The following is a 21,399-nucleotide window of genomic DNA, read 5'->3' as shown; positions in this document are numbered from 1 at the left end:
TAAACAGTTTGGTTACCAGTTTCGTTGGACAGGGGTAAATCCGGCATCCCGGATTGCCTTGGTCATCTTTTTAAGAGTCATCTGATTCTTAAGACCGGTGGCACTGACCACATTTTCTTCAATCATCAGACTTCCGAAATCATCGGCACCGAAACGCAGGGAAATCTGAGCAATTTTCATTCCCTGTGTGACCCAGGAGGATTGTACCATGGGAATGTTATCCACCATGATCCGGCTGATAGCGAGTGTTTTCAGGTAATCGTAAGCCGATGTTTTTTCCTTTTCAGGATGCAGAACGAAGTCAAGCTCGGTATTTCCGCGGTGAAACGTCCACGGAATGAAGTTATAGAAACCGCCGGTCCGGTCCTGAAGGTCCCTGATGTGAATCATGTGTTCTAACCGCTCGGCTTCGGTTTCCACATGCCCGAACATCATGGTGGCGGTTGATTTCAATCCCTGACGGTGCGCTTCTTCCATCACATCCAGCCATTCTTTGGTGGCGGTTTTTCCGGGTGCTATGATGGCACGGACACGATCGTTGAGAATTTCTGCTCCCCCGCCCGGAATTGAATCAAGTCCTGCTGCCTTCAGTCTGCCGATGACCTCTGCCACCGTAATCCGTGATACTTTTGAAATGGTGATAATTTCACTGGGGCTGAGGGCATGGAGTATGATCGGGTATTCCCGTTTTATCCAGGCGAACAAGTCTTCGTACCATTCAATTTTCAATTCGGGGTTATGACCACCCTGCAACAGAATCCGGGTTCCGCCAAGATCAATGGTTTCCTGAATTTTTGCCCCGATGGTGGCCTTGTCGAGTGTATACCCTTCCTGATCACCCGGACGGCGGTAGAAGGCACAGAATTTACAGTCTGCGGTACAGACATTGGTATAATTGATGTTGCGGTCGATAATGTAAGTGACCGAACCCGTGGGGTTCTTCAGTCTCCGAACCTTATCAGCCAGAATTCCCAGGGGAGTCAGGTCACGGACTGAAAACAGATCCAGTCCTTCTTCAAAGGAAAACCGTTCGCCCTTCTGAATTTTGTCCCAGGCATGACTGAGAATGATTGAGTCGTCAATGGTTGTTTCTGTTCCGAATGCTCTGTCCATAGGTTCCGCTTTTAAATCTTACTGGTCAATAACCTGATTCCGGCCGTTGTGCTTAGCCCGGTACAGGTTCCGATCTGCTGCCTCTATTAACTCCTGTTTGTCCTCGGCGTGTTCCGGATAGGAACCGATTCCGATGGATACGGTCACTTTATTTTCAAGGATGACAAGTTCCTGTATACCGGAATCTGTCAGTTTTTCAATACCGGCCCTGATTTTTTCGGCTACCAGCCGTGCGTTTGACCGTGAGGTGTCTGGCAAAAATACAATGAATTCTTCGCCACCGTATCTCGACATCAGATCACTTTTCCTGATGTTCTCATTAATGGTGCGGGAAACATGCCTTAACACCACGTCTCCGATGGCATGTCCATACGTGTCATTCAGTTTCTTGAAATGATCAATATCGAGCATCAGAACCGAAAATGGGCTTTTATACCGTTTGTGGCGGTAAACTTCATGATCATATTGCTCATTGAAAAACCGGCGGTTATAGGCACCGGTCAGTTCATCACGGAAGGATTTTTCAATGGCTTCTTTCAGAGAGTAGTAGGTTTCGAGACCGATTCCGAGCAGGGTGGAAAGTTTTCCAAGAATGATGCAGGTATGTTCATCAAAAAACTGGACTTCCTTGCTGTAGAGGGCGATCACCCCAACCCGTTTCAGGTTACTTTGTTCGACGGGGATACAGAAATAGCTGCCGGTGGCCGATCCGGGTGAGTCGCCCGCCTGAAAATCGGGTTCAGCAGACAGGTCGGGAATCATCTGGCTGAATCCGCTCAGATACACATCCCAGGGCATTCCTTCCTGAACCCTGAACAGCCGGGTTCCGGCCAGCCTGCGGTTTTTGATGGCATCAATGGTCAGTTCCAGCCGTCCGGTACGGCTATCTGGAAAATAGACTGCCAGATCGGTTATCTCAGGCAGGTATTTGTTAATATACCAGATGGAATCCTGCGCGTATCCGGTGATTTCCTTGTTCAGACTCTGGAAACGAACGGCCAGATCGATCAGTCCCAGCAAGGGCGGAACCTGATTCCTTAACCGGACTTGTTTGAATTCATCCACGTAAACCTGCTTTTTTTATTGCTTCCACGGAAAGATAAACATTAAGAAATTCAAAATCGATGTCGGGACCATTCCAGGAATCCTTTGAAAATTGGGATTTTCATTGTTACCTTAAGCAGATATGGCATTAGCACCACAGGAAAGCAACCGGACCGGACTGACTCAGGAGATATTGGGAGGGATCAACCAACTCCTGGTCTCAGAGGTCAGTCTCGCAGAAGGTCAGTCTGCCATTTGTCAGTTTTTCGGAAATGACCTGGGTTGCACACTCGTTTTGTTGTATGAGTATAACAAAGCGGCCGAAAACCTCACTCTTGTCAGTCATTTCAACCTCACGCCCCGGCTTCTCAAATCGGTGTCCATGTTTTATACCCACCGGAATGAAGGGGGTGTGCTGAATTCCTGTCTGATTTCACGTGATATTCTGGTTTCCCAGAATGTGGAGGAAGCCCCGATCTGTCTTGAGTTTATGGAGGAAATTGCCACCAAACAATTGCATCAGGCCATCATTTTCCCTTTGGGATCGGGCACGGATCCGCAGTTTCTTCTGGCGTGTTTTTATGACAGCAATCTTCCCGCCATGTTCAGGAATCCGGCAGCAGCCGACTACCTGAAAACCCAACTGAGTGTACAGATCAGTCGTCTTCAACTGAAGGAACGGGTCGATATTCTTGAGAAGCAGGTCAATGTTGACCGCAAAATCATCAGTCAGAAATCGACCGATATCCAGAAAAAGGGTGAACAGCTTGGAAACATTGATACCAAGCTGAGGCGTGTGGTCGAGGTCATGCTGAGCCGGTACACCGATCAGCAGACCATGATGCTCAATATTTTTAAAGTGGTTTCCGACCTGCTGAATATCGAAACCATCGGGATGGGACGGAGCTCAGGGGATTTCCTCGTCCTGGAATACATTTATGACCGTGAAAATATTCTGGTTCCGGGTGATCAGTTCCCTTCATTGGACCAGCTGAAAGTGACGGTGAAGGGTAGCGATCAGAAACAAAACATGGATATGAAGAACCCCTTCACCATGCGGAAATATGTCAATCACCCGGTTTATCAGCATCTGGGTTTTTCCACCTTTTTCAGTACACCGATTATTATCCGTCATGAACCTTACGGTGTGTTATTTGCAGCCAGCAAGCAGGTCATGACCATTTCAACTTTTGAAGAAGATATGCTGTACTTCCTGGCGCATAAAATCTCATTTGAGATAGAGAAGCGCCAGATGGAAGAGCAGATTTTCATGCACAGTCAGGATCTGGAACGCACCAATCAGGAATTGCAGACCATCAACCTGCTGGGACAGGCCATCACATCGGTTCTCGAGCAGGAATCGCTGCTGAAAACCATCCTTCGCAGTCTGGTGGAAGCGACCAAATGCGAAGATGCCTCTTTATTTCTCTACGATGATGAGACCGATGAACTGGTAATCAAAATGGTGGCCAGTGAAGAACACAAATCGATCGAAGGTTTCAGAATGCCCAGCACGAAAGGGATTGCCGGCTGGGTTTTTTCAAACAAGAAAAGCCAGATCGTAAACAACACCAAAAAGGATGAACGGCACGACAAGTCGGTTGACGACATGCTTAAGCACGTGACCGAATCCATTCTCTGTGCCCCTCTGGTTTCACCCGATGCCGCCGGAATCGGGGTGGTTCAGCTGATTAACAAAATCAGCAAGGAAGGGTATAATGAACGGGATCGGGCCTATCTGGAAATGCTGACCCCATTCATTTCCATTGCTCTGAAAAATGCCCGTCTCTACACACTCGAACAGGAAACAACCCGGAAGGCGCAACAGGCTCAGGCTCTGAAATCGGAATTCCTCAGCAACATGAGTCACGAGCTGCGCACCCCGCTTACTTCGATTATTGCCTATACAGATATTCTGCTGCGTGATTATGAAACATTCAATGATCGGCAGAAAAAGTCGGTGGACCGTATTAAAATGTCGAGCAAGCACCTGCTGAACCTGATCAATGACATTCTCGATTTGTCCAAGATCGAGGCAGGCATGATGACCATTCATAAAACTGAAGTGGATCTTCAGAGTATCATTCAGGCAGCTTCCTCGACTTTTGAGCTTCAGAGCCAGCAGAAGGGAATTCAGCTGCAGGTACTGCCTCCCAAGGACCGGGTCATCCTCATGACGGATGAAATAAGGGTGAAACAGATTCTGATTAATCTGATTTCCAATGCCCTTAAGTTTACCGAGGAAGGTGGAATCTTTATCTCATTTGAAAGCCGTGGAGATTTCATCTATATTTCTGTAAAAGATACCGGTACCGGCATCCCGGAAGAAGCCAAAGACATCATTTTTGAAAGTTTCCGTCAGGTAGACGGATCTGCATCCCGAAAAGCCGGTGGAACCGGATTGGGATTGTCCATCAGCCAGAAACTGGCAACCTTATTGGGTGGGAAGCTTGAACTCGAAAGTGAAGTCGGAGTGGGATCAACCTTCACCCTTGTCTTACCGTATGAAAGAGGATTTTTATGAGTAAACGGCCAAAAGTCGTTGTGGTTGACGACGATTTTTATTTGCTGGATGCGCTGAACATACAGCTCAATTGTGAGGATTATGATGTCATCACTCTGGAAAACGGCCTGAAGGCGTATGAAACGGTAAAGGCAGAACAACCCGATTGCGTGGTTCTTGATGTGATGATGCCCGGAAAAACCGGAATTGAAGTGGCCAGAGAATTAAAGGCTGACGAAACCACCCGGATGATCCCGGTCATTCTGCTGACTGCCAAGTCTGAACTGGATGACAAACTGGCCGGATTCGATTCCGGTATTGAAGACTATATCACCAAGCCATTCGATTTCAGGGAGTTAAATGCCCGTATCCGGTCCCAGATAAGGCTGTATGCCTCTATCAAGGAAGCCCATGAAAACCGGTATGCACAAAAAGCAAAACTGCTTTCTGATCATGAACTGAAACTTATCTCCTGGGATTCCTCGGTTCATACCATTCTGTTCAGCAACACCAAGATTCTTCAGGACAAAAAGTGTCTTGATATTTTCAAATGCCATGGCCGTGATTGTCCCATGCGCGTGAATGAAAAACAGGAAGATTCACAGGAGTTATCGGTAAATCTGACTGGCTACAATCCCGTCAAAATCCTGAAGGAATGCCGTACGAACAGCATTTCGGGCAACGAAATAACCATCACCGATCACAGGACCACCCGCGAAATCATCGATCAGCTGGTCAGCCTGAATGAAAAACTGCTCAAGGACGCCACTCAGGGCCAAACACTTCCGCAGGAAAATGTACGGTTTCTGACCAACCTGAATCATGAACTCAAAGGACCGCTTTCGGTCATTATCGGTTATGCCGATATGATTAACCAGAACCGGACCGATGAGGATAAAAACCGGAAATACCTTGAAATCATTGATAAATCAGCCCGGCACATCATGTCCATGCTGATGGAAATGATTGAATTGTCTCGTCCGGGATCCGATCAGGGTGGTTTGCACCGGGAACTGGTTTCTTTTTCGGATCTTGTCGAAACCGTCCTCGCCATTCTCGAATTCAATATCGAACAGCGGCAGGTGAAGGTTAATGCCACTTTTGACAACAGAATCGATCTGATCAAAGTGGATCCGAACCGGTTTAAACAATTGCTCCTCAATCTGTTTTCCAATGCTGTAAAGTACAATAAGGTGGGTGGAACCGTTAACCTGACTTCACAGATTACCGATACAGATTTTATCGTCCGGATTTCTGATACTGGTATAGGTATCCCTGCAGAAAACATTCCAATCATTACCGCAGACTTTGGCAAAGCCGGTAAACCGATTGCTTCGCGCGGATCAATGGGTTATGGGGTTAAACTTGCAAAAGTAATTGCCGATCTGCATGGGGGAAATCTGGCAATGGAATCTGAGCTGGGGATCGGAACCACGGTTACCATTACCATCCCGAAAGAACAGGTACTGAGCTGACCGATGCAGTGGGCCCAACAGGTTAAAACCTACGGAAGCCTGATAAAATTTTCCCATTCGGTATTTGCACTCCCATTTGCCCTGATCAGCGTGGTTTTTGCATCATGGGAATGGACCGGTTCAGAAACCCTTCTGTCGCGTATTCTTTGGATTGTGGTGGCCATGGTGTCGGCCAGAAGTGCCGCCATGGGGTTCAACCGGCTGGTTGATGCTCCGATCGATAAAGAAAACCCGCGAACGGCAGGAAGGGAAATCCCGGCCGGTCTGATCTCGCGACAGGCAGTGGCTGTACTGATTCTGATCAGTTCTCTCCTTTTTATCTTTTCTGCCTGGCAATTAAATCCGCTCTGTTTTTACCTGTCCCCGGTTGCCTTGCTGATCATCTTCCTGTACTCCTTCACCAAGCGATTCACCTGGTTGGCCCATCTGATCCTCGGAATGGGAATCGGTTTGGCTCCTGTGGGTGCCTGGCTGGCCATTACCGGATCTTTCGGTCTGGTGTCGATTGTGCTTGGTCTGGCTGTGATGGTATGGATTGCCGGATTTGATATCATTTATTCCTGCCAGGATATGCATTTCGACCGGTCGGCTGGATTGTTCAGCATTCCGGCCAGGTTTGGTCCTGATCAGGCTCTGATATTGGCAAAATTCCTTCATGTTCTCATGGTGTTGCTGCTTCTTGTAGCAGGGTTGTTATCGCCAGCCGGACCCATTTATTACCTTGGAGTGGTAGTGGTGGGACTTTTGTTAGTCATTGAACACCGGTTGGTCAATCCCGGTGATTTTTCAAAAATTCACATGGCCTTTTTTCAGATCAATTCAGCAATTGCGCTGGTTCTGATGGCTTTTGTGCTGGTTGACCGGTTCGTATCCTGAGTTTCTGACCTACATCCTTATGAATGATCCGTTAACGGAACACCTCCGTGAGGTTTACCGTTTGCCCTCTTTCCGGTCTCTGCAACGGCAGGTGATTGACCGCTTGTATTCGGACCGTTATGTGGCGGCCTTTCTGCCGACTGGTATGGGAAAAACCCTGCTGTACCAGGTCCCAACCACCTTTTACCGATTAAAAACCGTGGTTATTTCTCCACTGATTGCTCTGATCTCTGATCAGCTTCGACGTTGCTCAGAATTGAATATTCCTTCGTGGTCCATGCATGGGCTGCAATCTGCGGACGAAAATAAAAGTGCGCTTAACTGCTTTCTCACATCTGACTGGGGAGTCCTGTTTCTTTCCCCTGAACGGTGGATATCGGGTGTCGGAGAGGCCGTTGCCAGCCAGATACCTTCCTTGTTGCTGGTTCTGGACGAAGTTCACTGCATGAGTACATGGGGAAAATCATTCCGTTCTTCCTACCTGAAACTGGTGTATCCGTTCCAACGGTTTCCGGAAAGCCGTTTTCTGGCGCTATCTGCAACACCGGCCCCCGATCTGGTAGATCTGATTGCTGCTCAGTTCGGATTGGAAAAGCTGGAGGTTTTGACCGGTGATCTGTACCGGACGAATCTGTCTTACCAGTTGCGGGAAGTCCCATCAAAGGTTCAGTTTCTTGTTCAGACCCTGCAAGCAAGGCCAGGTTCATCCATTATTTACACCCGCAGCCGGCGTCAGACTGAACAATTGGGGCAAGTGCTGAATCAGGCGGGCGTGGCCACGGCCTGTTACCATGCCGGCATGCCCGCAGATCTGCGCAGACAGTCCGGAAACCGGTTTTTATCCAATGAAACCCCGGTAATGGTTGCCACCAGCGCTTTTGGAATGGGGGTGGATAAGCCAGATATCCGGTTGATAATTCATCTGGATGTGCCGGTTCTGACCGAGGATTACCTCCAGGAATCGGGTCGGGGCGGCCGGGATGGAAAAACCTGTTGGGCTGCCATGTTTCTTGAACCGGCTGATGTGGCAGACGCAGAGGCTGGAATTCATGATCTGAGGAAAATGATTCATGAGGGCGGGCGCTGGCCTCCACACCCGCGATCGATAACCGCCAGGCGCATCGTTGCCGACATGATCAGAAGAAATCCCTGGTCCGTACCGGTAGCCGGAAAGATTCAGAACCGGGTGCTGGTTCAGATTCCCGAGGAAATTTTTTACCTGACTTTTCCGGATGAAAAGGACAATCTCCTGATTGACAGAATGTTGCACATGGTGGGAGGGCAGCTGACCAGGCAACCCACCGGCGTGGATCTGGAACGTCTGTCGAAGGATTGCCAGATGACTCTTCAGCAGGCCTTGCAGTGTCTCGGAAGGCTAAAGCCGATGGGTGTGATGGTGTGTGATGATAGCCATGAGGCGTTGTTAACCATTCCGGAAGGACCCGGTGAACGTCAGAACTTTGGTGAATGGGCAACAGCCTTTTTCCGGGCGGAATTGCAGCGACTTTTATTCTGGAATCTATATCTGACCGGTAAAGGGTGCCGGATGGCTGCACTGGTCTCCCATCTGACGGGCACGGGAAAAGCCTTCCGCTGCGGATTGTGTGACGCCTGCAGATCGGGACCATCACGATCCTTCACCCTGAACGAGTTTGATCAGGTAGCGAAATGCCTGAAAAAACAAGAGTCGATTCTGTTTTCAGATCTGGAAGCAACAGTAGGTGCCATGTGGATCCGTTCAGATGTTTCAGAACCTGTTTCAGGATACCACCTCAGAAAAATAATTGACTGGTCTTACCGGCAGGGATTACTGAGTATTGACAGACGAGGCATGGATCATGAGATCAGTTGGCGGACTGATTGAGGGACCGGTCCACCCGTGAAAGTCTTTCCTGTATTTCCTGCTGGATTTCTCTGAAAAGTGCCGGGTCTGTTGAAAGCAGAAAGAGGGCTGAATCCATCAACTCCTTGCTGACCCCGTGGTGGGTTAAAACCAATGCCTTCAGGTCGGTTTGTACGGTATCCCGTTCCAGTCTGGCCAGCGAACGGCCCTCGGCCAATTGAAGGTCAAACAAAATATCGGTCAGTTTTTCTCTTTGAACCGGTAACCGGTCTTCGGTTGAATGAGAACAGGCTGCAAACAACCAACCGGTCAGGATCAGAAAGGAAAAGAGAAGGGTTAAACGGGAAATCATCATGGTGCCAACCTGGATAAAAACAGACCTGATTTTGTGATTAGGGGAAAAATATTTAATTTTTGCCTTTCAATCATTCATTCATACATAAAACTTTATCATTCAGACAGAAACGGACTACTTTTAAAATGACAATTACACTTCAGGGAAAGATTGTAGAGATTTATACCACACATCAGGTCAACGAAAAATTCAGAAAACGCGAATTTGTTATCGAACATATCGAAAATTCTCAGTTCCCGGAATATCTGAAACTCGAGTTTAACCATGATAAATGTCAGATCCTCGACCACTACAAAGTAGGAGACTACGTCGAGGTTAACATCAATCTGAAGGGAAGAGCGGTTACCAACCAGCAAGGTATCAAGACTTATTACAACACCCTTCAGGCCTGGAAAATCCTCCGGGTCGATGAATCCACCCATGAGCCCATTCAAACGGCAGCAACCCCCGGAAAGCAAAACCGGTCTTCCTTTGATATAAGGGATCAGATTACCAACTCCCTCGACGAAGAGGACGAGGCCTGATCTTCAGAACCACAATGATACCGGCTTCCCTGAAACGGGCGGCCGGTTAACTTTCGGAAACAATCCATATGACCCTTCAGGAAGAAATCGCCCGGCGACGGACGTTGGCTATTATTTCGCATCCGGATGCCGGAAAAACCACCCTGACCGAAAAACTCCTGCTTTACTCAGGGGCCATTCAGCGGGCGGGGAGTGTGACCGGTAAGGCCGGCACCAAATCGACCACTTCCGATTGGATGTCTATTGAACAGGACCGTGGAATCTCCATTTCCTCCTCGGCCATGCAGGTGGAATACAACGGAATTCTGCTGAACATCCTCGACACACCGGGTCACCAGGATTTCAGCGAAGACACCTACCGTACCCTGATGGCGGTTGATGCAGCCATCATGCTTATTGATTCTGCCAAGGGCGTTGAGCCTCAGACCATCAAGCTGTTCAAAGTCTGCCGTGAACGGGGAATTCCGATCATCACCTTTATGAACAAACTGGACCGGCCTGGTCAGAATCCCTTTGACCTGATGTCTGAGGTCGAGCGCGTTCTTGGTATTACCTGCGTTCCGCTCACCTGGCCGATTGGTTCTGGTGACACCTTTCAGGGAATCATTGATCTTTCCGATCAGCAGGTTCACCTGTTCCAGGAAGTCGTGAAAGGGCAGTATAAAGCACCAGTTCGGGTAGCGGATCTGGAGTCGGAATCGCTGACCGATCTGATTGGTGACAGAAGCCAGATGCAGTTGCTTGAAGACGTTGCGCTCATCAGGGAAGCGCTGCCTGCTTTTGACCGTGAATTTTTTCTAGAACAGGAAATCACCCCGGTTTTCTGGGGAAGTGCCATTAACAACTTTGGTATAGAACACTTCCTGAACATGATCATCGATCTGGCCCCTTCTCCCGGTGTCTTCCTGACCTCCTCAGGAGAGGTTGAACCTGATTCTGACTTTTTCTCGGGCTTTATTTATAAAGTTCAGGCAAACATGAACCAGAAACACCGCGACCGAGTTGCTTTCATGCGTGTGATGAGCGGTTCGTTTGAGCGGGGCATGGGTGCATGGCATTACCGGATGGACAGAGAGGTCAAACTGACTTATTCCTACCGGATTTTTGGTCAGGACCGGTCCATGGTGGAAACGGCTTTTCCCGGCGATGTGATTGGGCTGATCAATCCTGGGGTCTTTCGTGTGGGAGATGTGGTTTCCTCCGGTCCGAGAATAGACATGGCCAGGTTTCCGCGATTCTCTCCCGAACTGTTCATGCGTGTATTCCCCGCCACTTACAGTTTTTCCAAAGGGTTTAAAAAAGGTGTTCAGGAATTGGGTGAAGAAGGCGTGGTGCAGTTGTTCACCGATATCAATGACAACCCCACCCCTGTTCTGGGCGCAGTCGGTCAGCTTCAACTGGAAGTCTTTGCGACCCGGATGGAAGAGGAATACCGTGAAAAAATCCGTTTCGAAACGCTCAGCTTCACAAGGGTCAAGTGGATTCATGACCACCAGACCCTGCCCGACAGCAGAACGTTTAACCTTTACCGGGATTCGGCCGGGCGACGGGTCATTTTCTTCGACAGTGACTGGGAAGTGAACTACGTTCGGGAACGGCATCCCGATCTGGAACTTCTCGATGCCCCGCCAAATGAAACCGGAGTGAATCTTTCCCGTCCGTAGTTTGTGGAATCGGGACCCTGTTGTCCTTTGTTAAAAAGTCTGATACATTTATCTGCCTAATAAACGGGTACTTCCATGTCAGAAAACGAACAATCCTCTTCTCAAACCGGAAATGACGGAAACAAGCTTGTACTGGTTTCCGAATTGCTGCCCGTCCAGCTGGTCATCATTCCTTTGTTTCAACGCCCGCTTTTTCCCGGAATGACCATTCCGTTGCTCCTTTCAGGCGAAAGAATTATAAAAGCCATCAGCATCCTTGCAGAAAGTGACCAGCCGGTGGCTGGTGTGGTCATGGCCCGGGAAATCGGTGAAGACCGGGTGGAATTGTATGAAGTGGGCACGGCGGTTAAAATCCTGAAAATCAATCAGGTCTCCGCAGATAGTTTTCAGGTGCTGGTCCACGGTGTTCAGCGTTTCAGAAAGGCTAAGGAACAGTCGAAGGAACCGGTCATCCGCTGGTCGGTGGATTATCTGATCACGCCAGATTCGGATCATGACAGTGAGATCAAGGCTTTTACACTGGCGATCATTTCCAGTGTGAAAGACCTTCTGAAGCTGAACCCCATGTTTCAGGAGCAGCTCAAACTGCTTGTCAGTCAGTTCTCGCTCGAAAAACCAGGCCTTGTCATGGACCTGATTGCTTCGATGACCACGGTGGAAGCGTATAAACTTCAGGACATTCTCGAAACCCTCGATCTTCTTGAACGTGCTCAGAAACTGTTGCTTGTTCTGAAAGAAGAAATTGAAGTGGCCCGTCTTCAGGAAAAAATCAAACAGCAGATCGAAGAGAAAATCACACGGCAGCAGCGGGAATATTTTCTTTACGAGCAATTAAAGGCCATCAAACAGGAACTGGGGTTGGAAAAAGATGAAAAATCGGCTGAAACCGACCGTATTCAGGCCAAGATTGCCCGACTGAAGCTCACTGAAGAAGCGGCCCGGGTGGTTTCTGAGGAACTCGAAAAGCTGCGGCTGCTCGAACCGGCCTCGGCCGAGTACCACGTGGTACGGAATTATCTGGATTGGCTGACCGATCTGCCCTGGGGTAAATTTTCGAAGGACCGGCTGAATATCAAACGGGCAAGAGCAATCCTGGATGTACAGCATTACGGACTTCAGGATGTGAAGGAACGGATTCTGGAATTCATTTCCACCATTATCAGGAAAGGGAAAATCTCCGGATCAATTATTTGTCTGGTCGGACCTCCGGGAGTGGGCAAAACCTCGATTGGTCGGTCCATTGCCGATGCGCTGAACAGGCAATTCTACCGTTTCTCCATTGGCGGAATGCGTGACGAGGCTGAAATAAAAGGGCACAGGCGTACATACATCGGTGCTCTGCCAGGAAAACTGATCCAAAGTCTGAAACGGGCCGGCACAGCCAATCCGGTAATCATGCTGGATGAAATCGATAAAATCGGTGCCAGTTACCAGGGCGATCCGGCCAGCGCCTTGCTCGAAGTGCTCGACCCGGAACAGAACCGAGATTTTCTGGACCATTATCTGGATGTTCGTTTCGACCTTTCGAATGTTTTGTTTGTAACGACGGCCAACACGCTCGATACCATTCCAGCGCCCTTGCTGGACCGGATGGAAATCATCCACCTGTCCGGCTATATACTCGAAGAAAAACTGGAAATTGCCCGCAGGCATCTCATTCCGAAACAACTCAGGGAACACGGACTTAAAAAATCGGATCTGCATCTTTCCGATGAAGTGCTGAAATTGGTGATTGACCGTTATGCCCGCGAGGCAGGCGTTCGAAGTCTCGAAGCACAACTCAGGAAAATCATGCGTAAAGTGACCATGGAGCAGGTGGAGGGAAATCGGAAAAGTAAACGAATTTCACCAGCCAACCTTGAAAAATACCTGGGTAAACCGGTCTTTATGACCGAAGAACTTTACCAGCGTGATATTGCCGGTGTGGTTCTGGGGCTGGCATGGACCTCGATGGGAGGATCGACGCTTTACATTGAAGCAACCGGTGTCCCTGGTTCATCAGGACTGAAACTGACCGGCCATCTGGGTGAGGTGATGCAGGAATCGGCCTCTATTGCCTATTCACTGGTGCGGTCCAAGGCAGAGCAGTGGGGTTTAGATCCGTCCTTTTTTGAGAAAAACATGATTCACCTGCACGTCCCGGCCGGGGCCACTCCCAAGGATGGACCCTCAGCCGGAATTACCATGACCCTTGCCATGGTCAGTCTGGTGAAAGGAAAACCCGTCACCCGGTCCGTGGCCATGACGGGAGAGATTACACTGACTGGGAAAGTTCTCCCCATTGGTGGTCTGAAAGAGAAAACCATTGCAGCCCGTCGGGTCGGTGTTTTTCGGCTGATCTTTCCGGTTGATAACAGAAAAGACTTTGAATCGTTGCCAGAGGCCATCCGGCAGGGCATTCAGCCGGTATTTGCTGATTATTTCGAGGATGTGCTGGCCGCCTGCGGTTTCTGACAGCTTTTTACCTTTACCATTTTACGGTCAATACCACAATTCCGCTGATGGTAAGAACCATCCCTACGATGGTTTTCACCTCAATGGGTTCTCCGCCGTAAATGATTCCCATCAGCGCACCAAACAAGGGAGAAGTGAAGGCAATCGGCATGACCTGACTGAGAGGTGCTCCCTTGATGGCCATGTAAAAACAGAGCATTCCGATGCTGCCGGCCACTATTCCTCCTCCAATGATCATGTACATCAGGGCTTTGGGGCCGGCGTTCATAATACCTTTCCACTCAGGAAAGCTCACTGCACCCAGAATCAGCAGGGCAATGGCCGTCCGGATAGTGATTCCCATCTGCGGTGACAGATTGCCCATATGAAGTCCTTTTTTCTCGAAGTACCCGCCGATTCCCCAGGCCATGGCAGTAATAATTGCGTAGATGAATGGTTTCATAACCGGTTCCTTTCCGTTTTTTCAAATGTCGGCACCGCCTTTCTTATTTTTTCAGAAAACGTTGATGTTTAAACGCCATTTTTCCCAATTTAATGGACGTTTAATGGTTAAACCTTTACCTGTTGTTGTATAATGTCTCCTGTATTCTTTCCCCTTCATGTTGTATTTTCGCACCGTGGCAGAACAAAAAGCAAAAAACACTGGCCTGATCACCGTTCTCTGGTGCAATACCTGTGGAAAACGCCCCGGATTTCTGATCAAAGGGTATCGTTGTCCCGATTGCAACAGTGACACGGTAAAAAAGGATATTCCGAAGGAACAGGCCTACGCCAAAAAGGACGAGCCCGAAAACGACTCGCTGGCCTGGTTGGAAGGATAGCGGAACACACCGCGTTTTATTGCTGTTTGTCTGTTACTGGTTGGGGGTGTCCCGTTTGCCTCGGGACTGAGATCATACCCTGTGAACCTGATCCGGTTTGTACCGGCGTAGGGAAACCGATGGGCACATCGACTTCACACTTCTCATTACTCTCCAACTGTTTTATTAACCCTAATAAAATGGTGGATTCATGAAAACTGCTCTTCTTTTCTTTTCTCTCATTCTGTATACAACAGGATTTGCACAACTTACTATTTCCGGGAAGGTGGTGGATGCCAAAACCGGAGAACCTTTGTTCAGCGCATCCGTTTCCATTCCTGAGTTTAAAGCAGGAACTACCACGGATCGGGATGGCCGTTTTACGCTGACCACGACCGGCAGTCTTCCCATCACTCTTCAGATCAACTATCTGGGCTATAATCAGGTGCAAGTTGATCTGACAATGCAGGACAATCTTTCATCGGTCAGAATTGAAATGCAGTCCATTGATCTGAATCTGAAAGGACTGATTCAGGTCGAGAGTCACCGATCCCAGTCCCGGTCACAGGTGGTGGATGAACTGGGGGCAGAATCTATTTCAACCCTCAATTCGGGAAAAGATGTACCTCAGGTGCTTCAGAGTCTTCCGTCGGTGGTTTCGACCTCTGATGCGGGGGCGGGAATTGGTTATACCGGTCTTCGGTTTCGAGGTATCGATCAGGCACGGATTAATGTGACACTGAACGGTATTCCCTGGAACGATCCTGAATCGCATCAGGTGTACTGGGTGAATCTGCCTGATCTTCTATCTTCCACCGAATCGATTCAACTTCAACGCGGTGTCGGTACCAGCACGGCCGGACCAGCCAATTTTGGAGCCACACTCGACCTGGCCACCACACGGTTTTCACATCAGCCTTTCACAGAAATCACAACTGGTTACGGATCTTTCAACACCCGTCGGATCAATCTGAAAAGCGGAACCGGTGATCTGGGAGATGGATGGAGTTTTTCGGTCAGTGCATCGGCCATTCAATCCGATGGGTATGTAGATCGGTCTGAATCTGATCTGAAATCAGCCTACCTGACCCTGAGTCACCGGGATGAAGTGTCCGTTTTCTCAGCCAATGTGATTTACGGGAGGGAAGTCACCGGTCAGGCGTGGTATGGCGTTCCCGAGTCCAGAATAAGAAATGATAAACAAAAAATGCTGGATTACGCATCCCGCAATGGACTGTCTCCAGCCGAAACCGATAACCTTCTCCGATCCGGCAGAACGTATAATTATTACACTTATGATGGACAGGATGACCGGTACGGCCAGGATCACTATCAAGTGTTGTATTCAAGGCAACTGACAAATGAGCTCACTGTGGATCTGGCTGGGTTCGTGGTTCTGGGCAGTGGATTTTATGAGGAGTATAAAAACAGCCAATCTCTGTCAGAGTACGGCATTCCCGATATCATCCTGAGTGCCGATACGATCCGGACCACCGACCTGATCCGTCGCCGGTGGCTGGATAACACCTTCGGTGGTTTACTCGGATCTTTCCGGTACGATCCGGACAATGACCAGTCCTTTGTGGCAGGTGGCGGATTATCACAATATGATGGGGACCATTTTGGTGAGGTGACCTGGGCCCGGTATGCATCGGCCAGCGAGACAGGGGATCGGTACTACGAAAATGAAGCCAGAAAAACCGACTGGAATGTGTTTGGAAAGTGGAAGTACACCACCGATCACTTCGAATTTTTCCTGGACGGACAGGTTCGTCAGATCCGATACCGGTTTTTGGGCTATCAGACTGACCTGAGTCGGGGTTATGTGAGCGATGAGTTAACATTCTTCAATCCAAAGGCTGGGATCTTCTGGAGACAATCCGCTTCATTGAGCGGATGGCTGTTTGTTGGCCAGTCAGCCAAGGAGCCAACCCGTGAAGAATATGTGAATTCCTCGCCGCAATCACGTCCCAAAGCCGAATATCTCAGAAACCTGGAATCCGGTTTTACCTGGACGATGAATGAAAACTGGTACTCAACAGTTAACCTGTTTTATATGAATTACAAAGACCAGTTGGTTCTGACCGGGGCAGTCAACGATGTGGGAAACTACACCCGGACCAATGTGCCGGCCAGTTACCGTTCGGGAGTGGAACTTGAATTTGGTGGACAGTTAACCACCAGTAATCAGATTCATGCCAATCTGACCCTGATGAAATCGGGGATTGAGACGTATAATGAGTATCTCTTTAACTATGATACCAATACCGAGGACAGAAAAAAGTATCACAATAAACCGATTGCTTTCACCCCAACCGTAACCGGCTCTTTTGGTCTGAATACGGACCTGTTTCTCCTGAATCCGTTCAGGGAAAAAACCGATCTGCAATCGGAAATACAGGTAAAATATGTTGGTGGGCAATATCTCGATAATACTGGCAGTTCCGATCGGATGCTTGACGCGTATACAACCATCAACTGGATGGTCCGGTTAAGCGAATCCGGGGAGACCTGGCTGATCGAAGCAGGAGTATACAATCTGTTCAATCAACTTTACGAATCAAATGGATATACCTGGGGATATATCTCAGGAGGGGAGCGGGTAACCGAGAATTTTTACTACCCACAGGCCGGCCGGCATTGGATGACCCGGTTTTCGTGGCGTTGGTGAGGCATGCGGGAACTTTCGAAATGGTGGCAGGTATCATTCTCCAGAAGGGAAACCAACCGGAGGATGAGATGGGACTGTATAAGACTGAAGCAGCAAACCTTGAACTGACCTGGAAACGAAGTACCCAGGTATCGATGGCAGGAATTCTTGGTGGATTGATCCTTTTATTCCTGTACTTTCCCGATATCAGGCCCGTGGTGACGTTTAAAGTACCGGTTTCAGAACCCGACCGCATAGAGATGATACCCTTGACTGTTCAGGCGGTTCATCCGCCCGAGCCCATCCGGCCTGCAGTTCCGGTGGCAGTTCCCAATGAAACCATGATTCCAAATGAAATGATTTACCATTCAAGCGAAGTAAGCGAAGTTCCCATTACGCCGCCTTCCCTTTGGAAACCCGAAGAGACAGAACCTGGTCCCATCGATTTCTGGGAGGAAGCGCCGGTTCTGATTGGTGGCACTTCAGCTCTGATGAAGGAAATCAGGTATCCCGACCAGGCACGGCAACTGGGAATCGGCGGAACAGTTCTGGCCAGAATTGTGGTAAACAAGTCGGGTGGAGTGGAATCTGTTGAGATTATAAAATCATTAGGGTATGGTCTGGATGAAGAGGTAATCAGGGCGTTGAAGCTTATGAAATTTCAGCCAGCCTTGCAGCAAGGGAAACCTGTAAAAGTCAGGATGGCGATTCCTGTCCGATTTTCGGTAAAAAGCGGTTTCTAGAGTGGTTTGACAATAAAATAATCAGCGGTTATATTCGTTTGACAGCATATCTGCGAGGAAGCAATGCCAATTATCAAAACCCCCGAAGCTGATATCAGGCGGCACTGGAAATTGTACATGGAGACATCGGTTTCCATTGTACTTGGTCTGCTTGTATTGGGCTTCTATTTCTTTCCTGATCTGAAAAACCAAACAGTGATTACGGTTAAGGAACAGGAAGCCATTAAAATTGAAGAAATCGCCATCACCAAACAGGAAGTAAAGCCGCCTCCTCCTCCCCGTCCTCAGGTTCCGGTTCTCGTTCCCAATGATGCCGTGATTGATGATGAAATTGTATTTGAATCAGAACTGGATGTCAGTGCGCCACCGCCCCCTCCTCCTCCTCCAACTGTGGCTGAAGAAGAAGAAGCAGCCATTTTTGAAGTGGTTGAGGAATTACCGGAAATCGTGGGTGGACTTGCTGCTATTCAGAAGGCCATTGTATATCCTGAAATTGCCAAACGTGCCGGAATTGAAGGTACGGTGGTGATCCGTGCGGCCATCAATGAAAAGGGCGATGTGATCAAAGCGGTCGTTGCCAAAGGAATTGGTGCTGGTTGCGATGAAGCAGCCACCGAGGCGGTGATGAAGGCCAAATTCAAGCCGGGAAGTCAACGCGGTAAGCCTGTAAAAGTATGGCTGACCATCCCGGTCCGGTTCAAACTGAAATCATAAGTTACCAGATCAGAAACTGAAAGCCAGGCGAAAGCACAGACCACTCTGTGCTTTTTCTGTTTTATGAACATCGGAAAACCCATCTACTGGAAATCTTTTCTCTGGACAGCCATCAGCCTTCTGATGGTTGGTGACTCGTTTAATTTCCTGATCGGGAATTACAGTCACATTCAACTTTACACAGGCTGGATAGGTGGACTCCGTGATACACTGGTGGTGGTTACGGCTGCCGGGTTTATGTTTTTCATTCTGCAAAACAGTCCGGTCAGAAAACCTGAACTCATCCAATCCCTCTGGAAATGTCTGCTGGGTATGGGAGTGCTGCTGCTGCTGGCGTTTCTGTTCAATTACCAGTTTGCAGATGTTGGTTTCCACCGGACGGGAGAAATGGCCGCCACTTCCGATCTGGTCATTCCGGATGAAACAACGGGAAGTGATACCGACTTTCAGGCGGACGACCCGGTTCCGGTCCCATCCGGGTCGGTCGATCTGCGCCCCACCACTTTTTTCTCAATTGTCTACAGTTTTTTGATGACTGGCGGTTTTTTACTGTTTTCCGCCTTTGCCTGGGTTCACGTCCGGCATTATGTTTTTCATAAACGCACCAGACGATTCGAAACGAATTTCTACATTCTGCTGGTTCTGCTGGGCGTGATGGGCCTCCGGTCGATGATTCCTTCCGGGAGTTTTCTTTCAGGTGAAGTGCTTCAGGTACTGCTCCTTTTGTCTTTTGGTGTGTATGCTCTTTTGAACGGATTCCGCCTTTCATGGGTTTTGTATGTGACTCGCCGGGAAAAGATCATTTCCATCTTTCTGCTTTCTCTCGTGATCACCCTGAACATCATTTTCCTGACCACGGATATGCTCGGTGCCATGACTGCCATGGAATACTTGTCTCCGTTTATTCTGACAGTGGTCCGTTTTACCATCACCTTTATCCTGGGCTATGCCACCATTGCCTTCTTCTCAATTCTTTTCCATTTACCAACTTCGGAAGCATTCGAAAAGAAATCGACCGAACTGACCTCTCTTCATAGTCTGTCGAGACTGATCAGCAGCGTGTTCGATATCAGAGAACTCAGTGAAGCGGTTGTGAATTTTTCGGCTCAGACCACGAATGCAGATTCAGCCTGGCTCGAAACCTACACCATCCAATCCGGCGGGCAGCGCGATGTGAAATTGCTGTCACCCAAGAACATTACATCGACCGATATTCAGATTCTGACAGGCATGAGTGGTAACAGCATCCGCGAAGCGTTGGTAAATACCCGGACCCTGTTAAATATTCAAAAGGCCAATACACATCCGCTCATGGATCAGGTCCTGGTTAAAAAGAAGAAAATCGGAAGTCTGATAGCTGTTCCACTGATTGCAAGAGACAACCTGGTGGGGGGGCTTTTTGTTGCGAAAGGCATTGAGTTCGGGTTTGACAGGGAAGACATCGATACGGTGCTCACCTTTGCCGAACAGGCGGCCATAGCCATTGACAATACCCGGCTGTTTGAAATGTCACTGGAGAAAGAACGCCTTCAGCAGGAATTGTTCATTGCCCAGAACATTCAGATGAAACTTCTCCCGCAATCCAATCCGGATCTGCCTTATGCCGAGGTTGAAAGTGTCAGCTACCCGGCCTATGAGGTTGGGGGTGATTACTATGATTTTCTGACACTTCCCGATGGAAAAACAGGGATTGTGGTTGCTGACGTTTCGGGCAAGGGAACCAGTGCTGCCTTTTACATGGCTGAGGTTAAAGGTATTTTTCAGTCTCTGGCCAGGAATTTCCCCGAGCCGAAGGCATTGCTGGCCGAAGCCAATCATGTTCTGTACAACAGTCTGGAACGGAAATCCTTTGTCAGTGTTTTATATGCAGTTTATGATCCGGTCCGATCCGAAGTGGTGACCTCGAGGGCCGGTCACTGTCCGCTGTTAAGGATCCGCGCGGATGGGACCACCGAATTTATCAGGTCAAAGGGAATCGGATTGGGAATGGGTCCCTCTGCCGTTTTTACAGAAACCACCGAGGAGATCAGGGTACCTTTGATTCAGGGTGATGTCCTGGTGATGTACTCGGATGGCGTGGTGGAAGCCATGAATGAGAAGCAGGAAGAATTCGGGTATGAACGACTTGAGCAGATTTGCCGTGACAACCGTGAGCGGAGTGCCAGAGAAATTCTTGACCAGATAATCAGTGGGGTAAATGCCTTCATCTGGAACGGCCGTGCAAACGATGACCTGACGCTGGTTGTAACTAAATGGAAAGGTACGGAGTAAAAGGTAAGACATGAGCATGTTCAGTGTAAATATTAAAGATCATGAGGAAATCAAAGTGATTTCCCTCAATGGGGTACTGGATGCCCATACGGCAGCCGATCTGGAAAACCACCTGAAGACGCTGATTGAGGGGGGAAGTAACCGGATTGTCGTCAATTTTAAAGATCTGCAGTACATCGCTTCGGCCGGATTGGGCGTATTCATGGCCTATATCGAGGATGTGCGTGATCAGCACGGAGATATCAAACTCTGTGAGATGAGTGATAAAGTCTACAATGTATTCGATTTATTGGGTTTTCCGGTTTTATACGATATCACCCGGACTGAATCCGAGGCGATCGTAAAATTCAAAGGATAAGGATCTCTTTTC

At 48.8% G+C, this 21,399-nt stretch carries 17 protein-coding genes and 1 riboswitch; of the genes, 13 read left to right on the top strand and 4 right to left on the bottom strand.

What is annotated here, in order from left to right:
* Positions 1-12: 12 nt before the first annotated feature.
* Together mqnC and HUU10_00690 are read right to left on the bottom strand one after the other, a co-directional pair.
* Complete coding sequence (gene mqnC, locus HUU10_00695; protein ID NUQ80102.1) at positions 13-1,113, bottom strand: dehypoxanthine futalosine cyclase; 1,101 nt, start codon at positions 1,111-1,113, stop codon at positions 13-15.
* 18 nt (positions 1,114-1,131) lie between these two features.
* Positions 1,132-2,178 carry a GGDEF domain-containing protein gene (locus tag HUU10_00690; protein ID NUQ80101.1) on the bottom strand — a complete coding sequence of 349 codons (1,047 nt, stop codon included), beginning with the start codon at positions 2,176-2,178 and terminating at the stop codon, positions 1,132-1,134.
* Between the two features lie 121 nt (positions 2,179-2,299).
* Here HUU10_00690 and HUU10_00685 point away from each other — a divergent pair, with 121 nt between their 5' ends.
* Genes HUU10_00685 through HUU10_00670 form a run of 4 tightly spaced genes read left to right on the top strand, consistent with a single transcriptional unit; the run spans position 2,300 to position 8,875 of the window.
* Positions 2,300-4,681, top strand: a complete 2,382-nt coding sequence (locus HUU10_00685) for a GAF domain-containing sensor histidine kinase (protein ID NUQ80100.1) — start codon at positions 2,300-2,302, stop codon at positions 4,679-4,681.
* Positions 4,678-6,135, top strand: a complete 1,458-nt coding sequence (locus HUU10_00680; GenBank protein NUQ80099.1) for a response regulator — start codon at positions 4,678-4,680, stop codon at positions 6,133-6,135. The genes HUU10_00685 and HUU10_00680 overlap by 4 nt, the downstream gene beginning before the upstream one ends.
* A 3-nt stretch (positions 6,136-6,138) precedes the next feature.
* Complete coding sequence (locus tag HUU10_00675; protein NUQ80098.1) at positions 6,139-7,011, top strand: UbiA family prenyltransferase; 873 nt, start codon at positions 6,139-6,141, stop codon at positions 7,009-7,011.
* 19 nt (positions 7,012-7,030) lie between these two features.
* Positions 7,031-8,875, top strand: coding sequence for an ATP-dependent DNA helicase RecQ (locus HUU10_00670; protein NUQ80097.1), 1,845 nt, complete (start codon positions 7,031-7,033; stop codon positions 8,873-8,875).
* Here the strand turns inward: HUU10_00670 and HUU10_00665 are convergent.
* A complete protein-coding gene (locus HUU10_00665; GenBank protein ID NUQ80096.1) occupies positions 8,856-9,209 on the bottom strand; it encodes a DUF4296 domain-containing protein in 354 nt (117 codons plus the stop codon). The two genes, HUU10_00670 and HUU10_00665, sit on opposite strands and share 20 nt — an antisense overlap.
* 125 nt (positions 9,210-9,334) lie before the next feature.
* On the opposite strand from HUU10_00665, the gene HUU10_00660 reads away from it, so the two are divergent.
* The 3 genes from HUU10_00660 to lon all read left to right on the top strand — a co-directional run bounded on the left by HUU10_00660 (position 9,335) and on the right by lon (position 13,851).
* A complete protein-coding gene (locus HUU10_00660) occupies positions 9,335-9,733 on the top strand; it encodes a DUF3127 domain-containing protein (GenBank protein ID NUQ80095.1) in 399 nt (132 codons plus the stop codon).
* A gap of 68 nt (positions 9,734-9,801) precedes the next feature.
* Entirely contained in the window at positions 9,802-11,397 is a 1,596-nt protein-coding gene (locus HUU10_00655; protein ID NUQ80094.1) for a peptide chain release factor 3, read from the top strand.
* A gap of 75 nt (positions 11,398-11,472) precedes the next feature.
* The gene (gene lon / locus HUU10_00650; GenBank protein ID NUQ80093.1) at positions 11,473-13,851 is read left to right on the top strand and encodes an endopeptidase La; all 2,379 of its coding nucleotides are present in this window, start codon (positions 11,473-11,475) and stop codon (positions 13,849-13,851) included.
* A gap of 13 nt (positions 13,852-13,864) precedes the next feature.
* Here the strand turns inward: lon and HUU10_00645 are convergent, their stop codons facing one another.
* On the bottom strand, positions 13,865-14,293 hold the full coding sequence (locus HUU10_00645; GenBank protein ID NUQ80092.1) for an EamA family transporter: 429 nt from the start codon (positions 14,291-14,293) through the stop codon (positions 13,865-13,867).
* Between the two features lie 157 nt (positions 14,294-14,450).
* Here HUU10_00645 and HUU10_00640 point away from each other — a divergent pair, with 157 nt between their 5' ends.
* The 6 genes from HUU10_00640 (at position 14,451) to HUU10_00615 (ending at position 21,387) form a co-directional block, all read left to right on the top strand.
* Positions 14,451-14,672, top strand: coding sequence for a hypothetical protein (locus HUU10_00640; GenBank protein ID NUQ80091.1), 222 nt, complete (start codon positions 14,451-14,453; stop codon positions 14,670-14,672).
* 32 nt (positions 14,673-14,704) lie between these two features.
* Positions 14,705-14,803, top strand: a riboswitch (TPP riboswitch).
* Between the two features lie 59 nt (positions 14,804-14,862).
* On the top strand, positions 14,863-17,322 hold the full coding sequence (locus HUU10_00635; GenBank protein NUQ80090.1) for a TonB-dependent receptor: 2,460 nt from the start codon (positions 14,863-14,865) through the stop codon (positions 17,320-17,322).
* 68 nt (positions 17,323-17,390) lie between these two features.
* A complete protein-coding gene (locus tag HUU10_00630) occupies positions 17,391-18,044 on the top strand; it encodes an energy transducer TonB (GenBank protein ID NUQ80089.1) in 654 nt (217 codons plus the stop codon).
* A 63-nt stretch (positions 18,045-18,107) separates the two neighbouring features.
* The gene (locus HUU10_00625; protein ID NUQ80088.1) at positions 18,108-18,758 is read left to right on the top strand and encodes an energy transducer TonB; all 651 of its coding nucleotides are present in this window, start codon (positions 18,108-18,110) and stop codon (positions 18,756-18,758) included.
* Between the two features lie 63 nt (positions 18,759-18,821).
* Positions 18,822-21,029: a SpoIIE family protein phosphatase gene (locus HUU10_00620; protein ID NUQ80087.1), complete on the top strand. Its 2,208-nt coding sequence runs from the start codon at positions 18,822-18,824 to the stop codon at positions 21,027-21,029.
* Positions 21,030-21,039: 10 nt separating this feature from the next.
* Positions 21,040-21,387, top strand: a complete 348-nt coding sequence (locus HUU10_00615; protein ID NUQ80086.1) for an STAS domain-containing protein — start codon at positions 21,040-21,042, stop codon at positions 21,385-21,387.
* The last annotated feature ends 12 nt before the right edge of the window (positions 21,388-21,399 follow it).

The sequence above is a fragment of the Bacteroidota bacterium genome (assembly GCA_013360915.1).
Lineage (GTDB): Bacteria > Bacteroidota > JABWAT01 > JABWAT01 > JABWAT01 > JABWAT01.
The sequence above is the reverse complement of the archived record's forward strand: the minus strand, read 5'-3'. Positions and strand labels throughout refer to the sequence as shown.

What these genes read in the sequence shown, in the direction of transcription:
- mqnC (NUQ80102.1), bottom strand. Translation starts at nt 1,113, where the DNA reads ATGGACAGAGCATTCGGAACAGAAACAACCATTGACGACTCAATCATT.
- HUU10_00685 (NUQ80100.1), top strand. Translation starts at nt 2,300, where the DNA reads ATGGCATTAGCACCACAGGAAAGCAACCGGACCGGACTGACTCAGGAG.
- HUU10_00680 (NUQ80099.1), top strand. Translation starts at nt 4,678, where the DNA reads ATGAGTAAACGGCCAAAAGTCGTTGTGGTTGACGACGATTTTTATTTG.
- HUU10_00675 (NUQ80098.1), top strand. Translation starts at nt 6,139, where the DNA reads ATGCAGTGGGCCCAACAGGTTAAAACCTACGGAAGCCTGATAAAATTT.
- HUU10_00670 (NUQ80097.1), top strand. Translation starts at nt 7,031, where the DNA reads ATGAATGATCCGTTAACGGAACACCTCCGTGAGGTTTACCGTTTGCCC.
- HUU10_00665 (NUQ80096.1), bottom strand. Translation starts at nt 9,209, where the DNA reads ATGATGATTTCCCGTTTAACCCTTCTCTTTTCCTTTCTGATCCTGACC.
- HUU10_00660 (NUQ80095.1), top strand. Translation starts at nt 9,335, where the DNA reads ATGACAATTACACTTCAGGGAAAGATTGTAGAGATTTATACCACACAT.
- HUU10_00655 (NUQ80094.1), top strand. Translation starts at nt 9,802, where the DNA reads ATGACCCTTCAGGAAGAAATCGCCCGGCGACGGACGTTGGCTATTATT.
- lon (NUQ80093.1), top strand. Translation starts at nt 11,473, where the DNA reads ATGTCAGAAAACGAACAATCCTCTTCTCAAACCGGAAATGACGGAAAC.
- HUU10_00645 (NUQ80092.1), bottom strand. Translation starts at nt 14,293, where the DNA reads ATGAAACCATTCATCTACGCAATTATTACTGCCATGGCCTGGGGAATC.
- HUU10_00640 (NUQ80091.1), top strand. Translation starts at nt 14,451, where the DNA reads ATGTTGTATTTTCGCACCGTGGCAGAACAAAAAGCAAAAAACACTGGC.
- HUU10_00635 (NUQ80090.1), top strand. Translation starts at nt 14,863, where the DNA reads ATGAAAACTGCTCTTCTTTTCTTTTCTCTCATTCTGTATACAACAGGA.
- HUU10_00630 (NUQ80089.1), top strand. Translation starts at nt 17,391, where the DNA reads ATGGGACTGTATAAGACTGAAGCAGCAAACCTTGAACTGACCTGGAAA.
- HUU10_00625 (NUQ80088.1), top strand. Translation starts at nt 18,108, where the DNA reads ATGCCAATTATCAAAACCCCCGAAGCTGATATCAGGCGGCACTGGAAA.
- HUU10_00620 (NUQ80087.1), top strand. Translation starts at nt 18,822, where the DNA reads ATGAACATCGGAAAACCCATCTACTGGAAATCTTTTCTCTGGACAGCC.
- HUU10_00615 (NUQ80086.1), top strand. Translation starts at nt 21,040, where the DNA reads ATGAGCATGTTCAGTGTAAATATTAAAGATCATGAGGAAATCAAAGTG.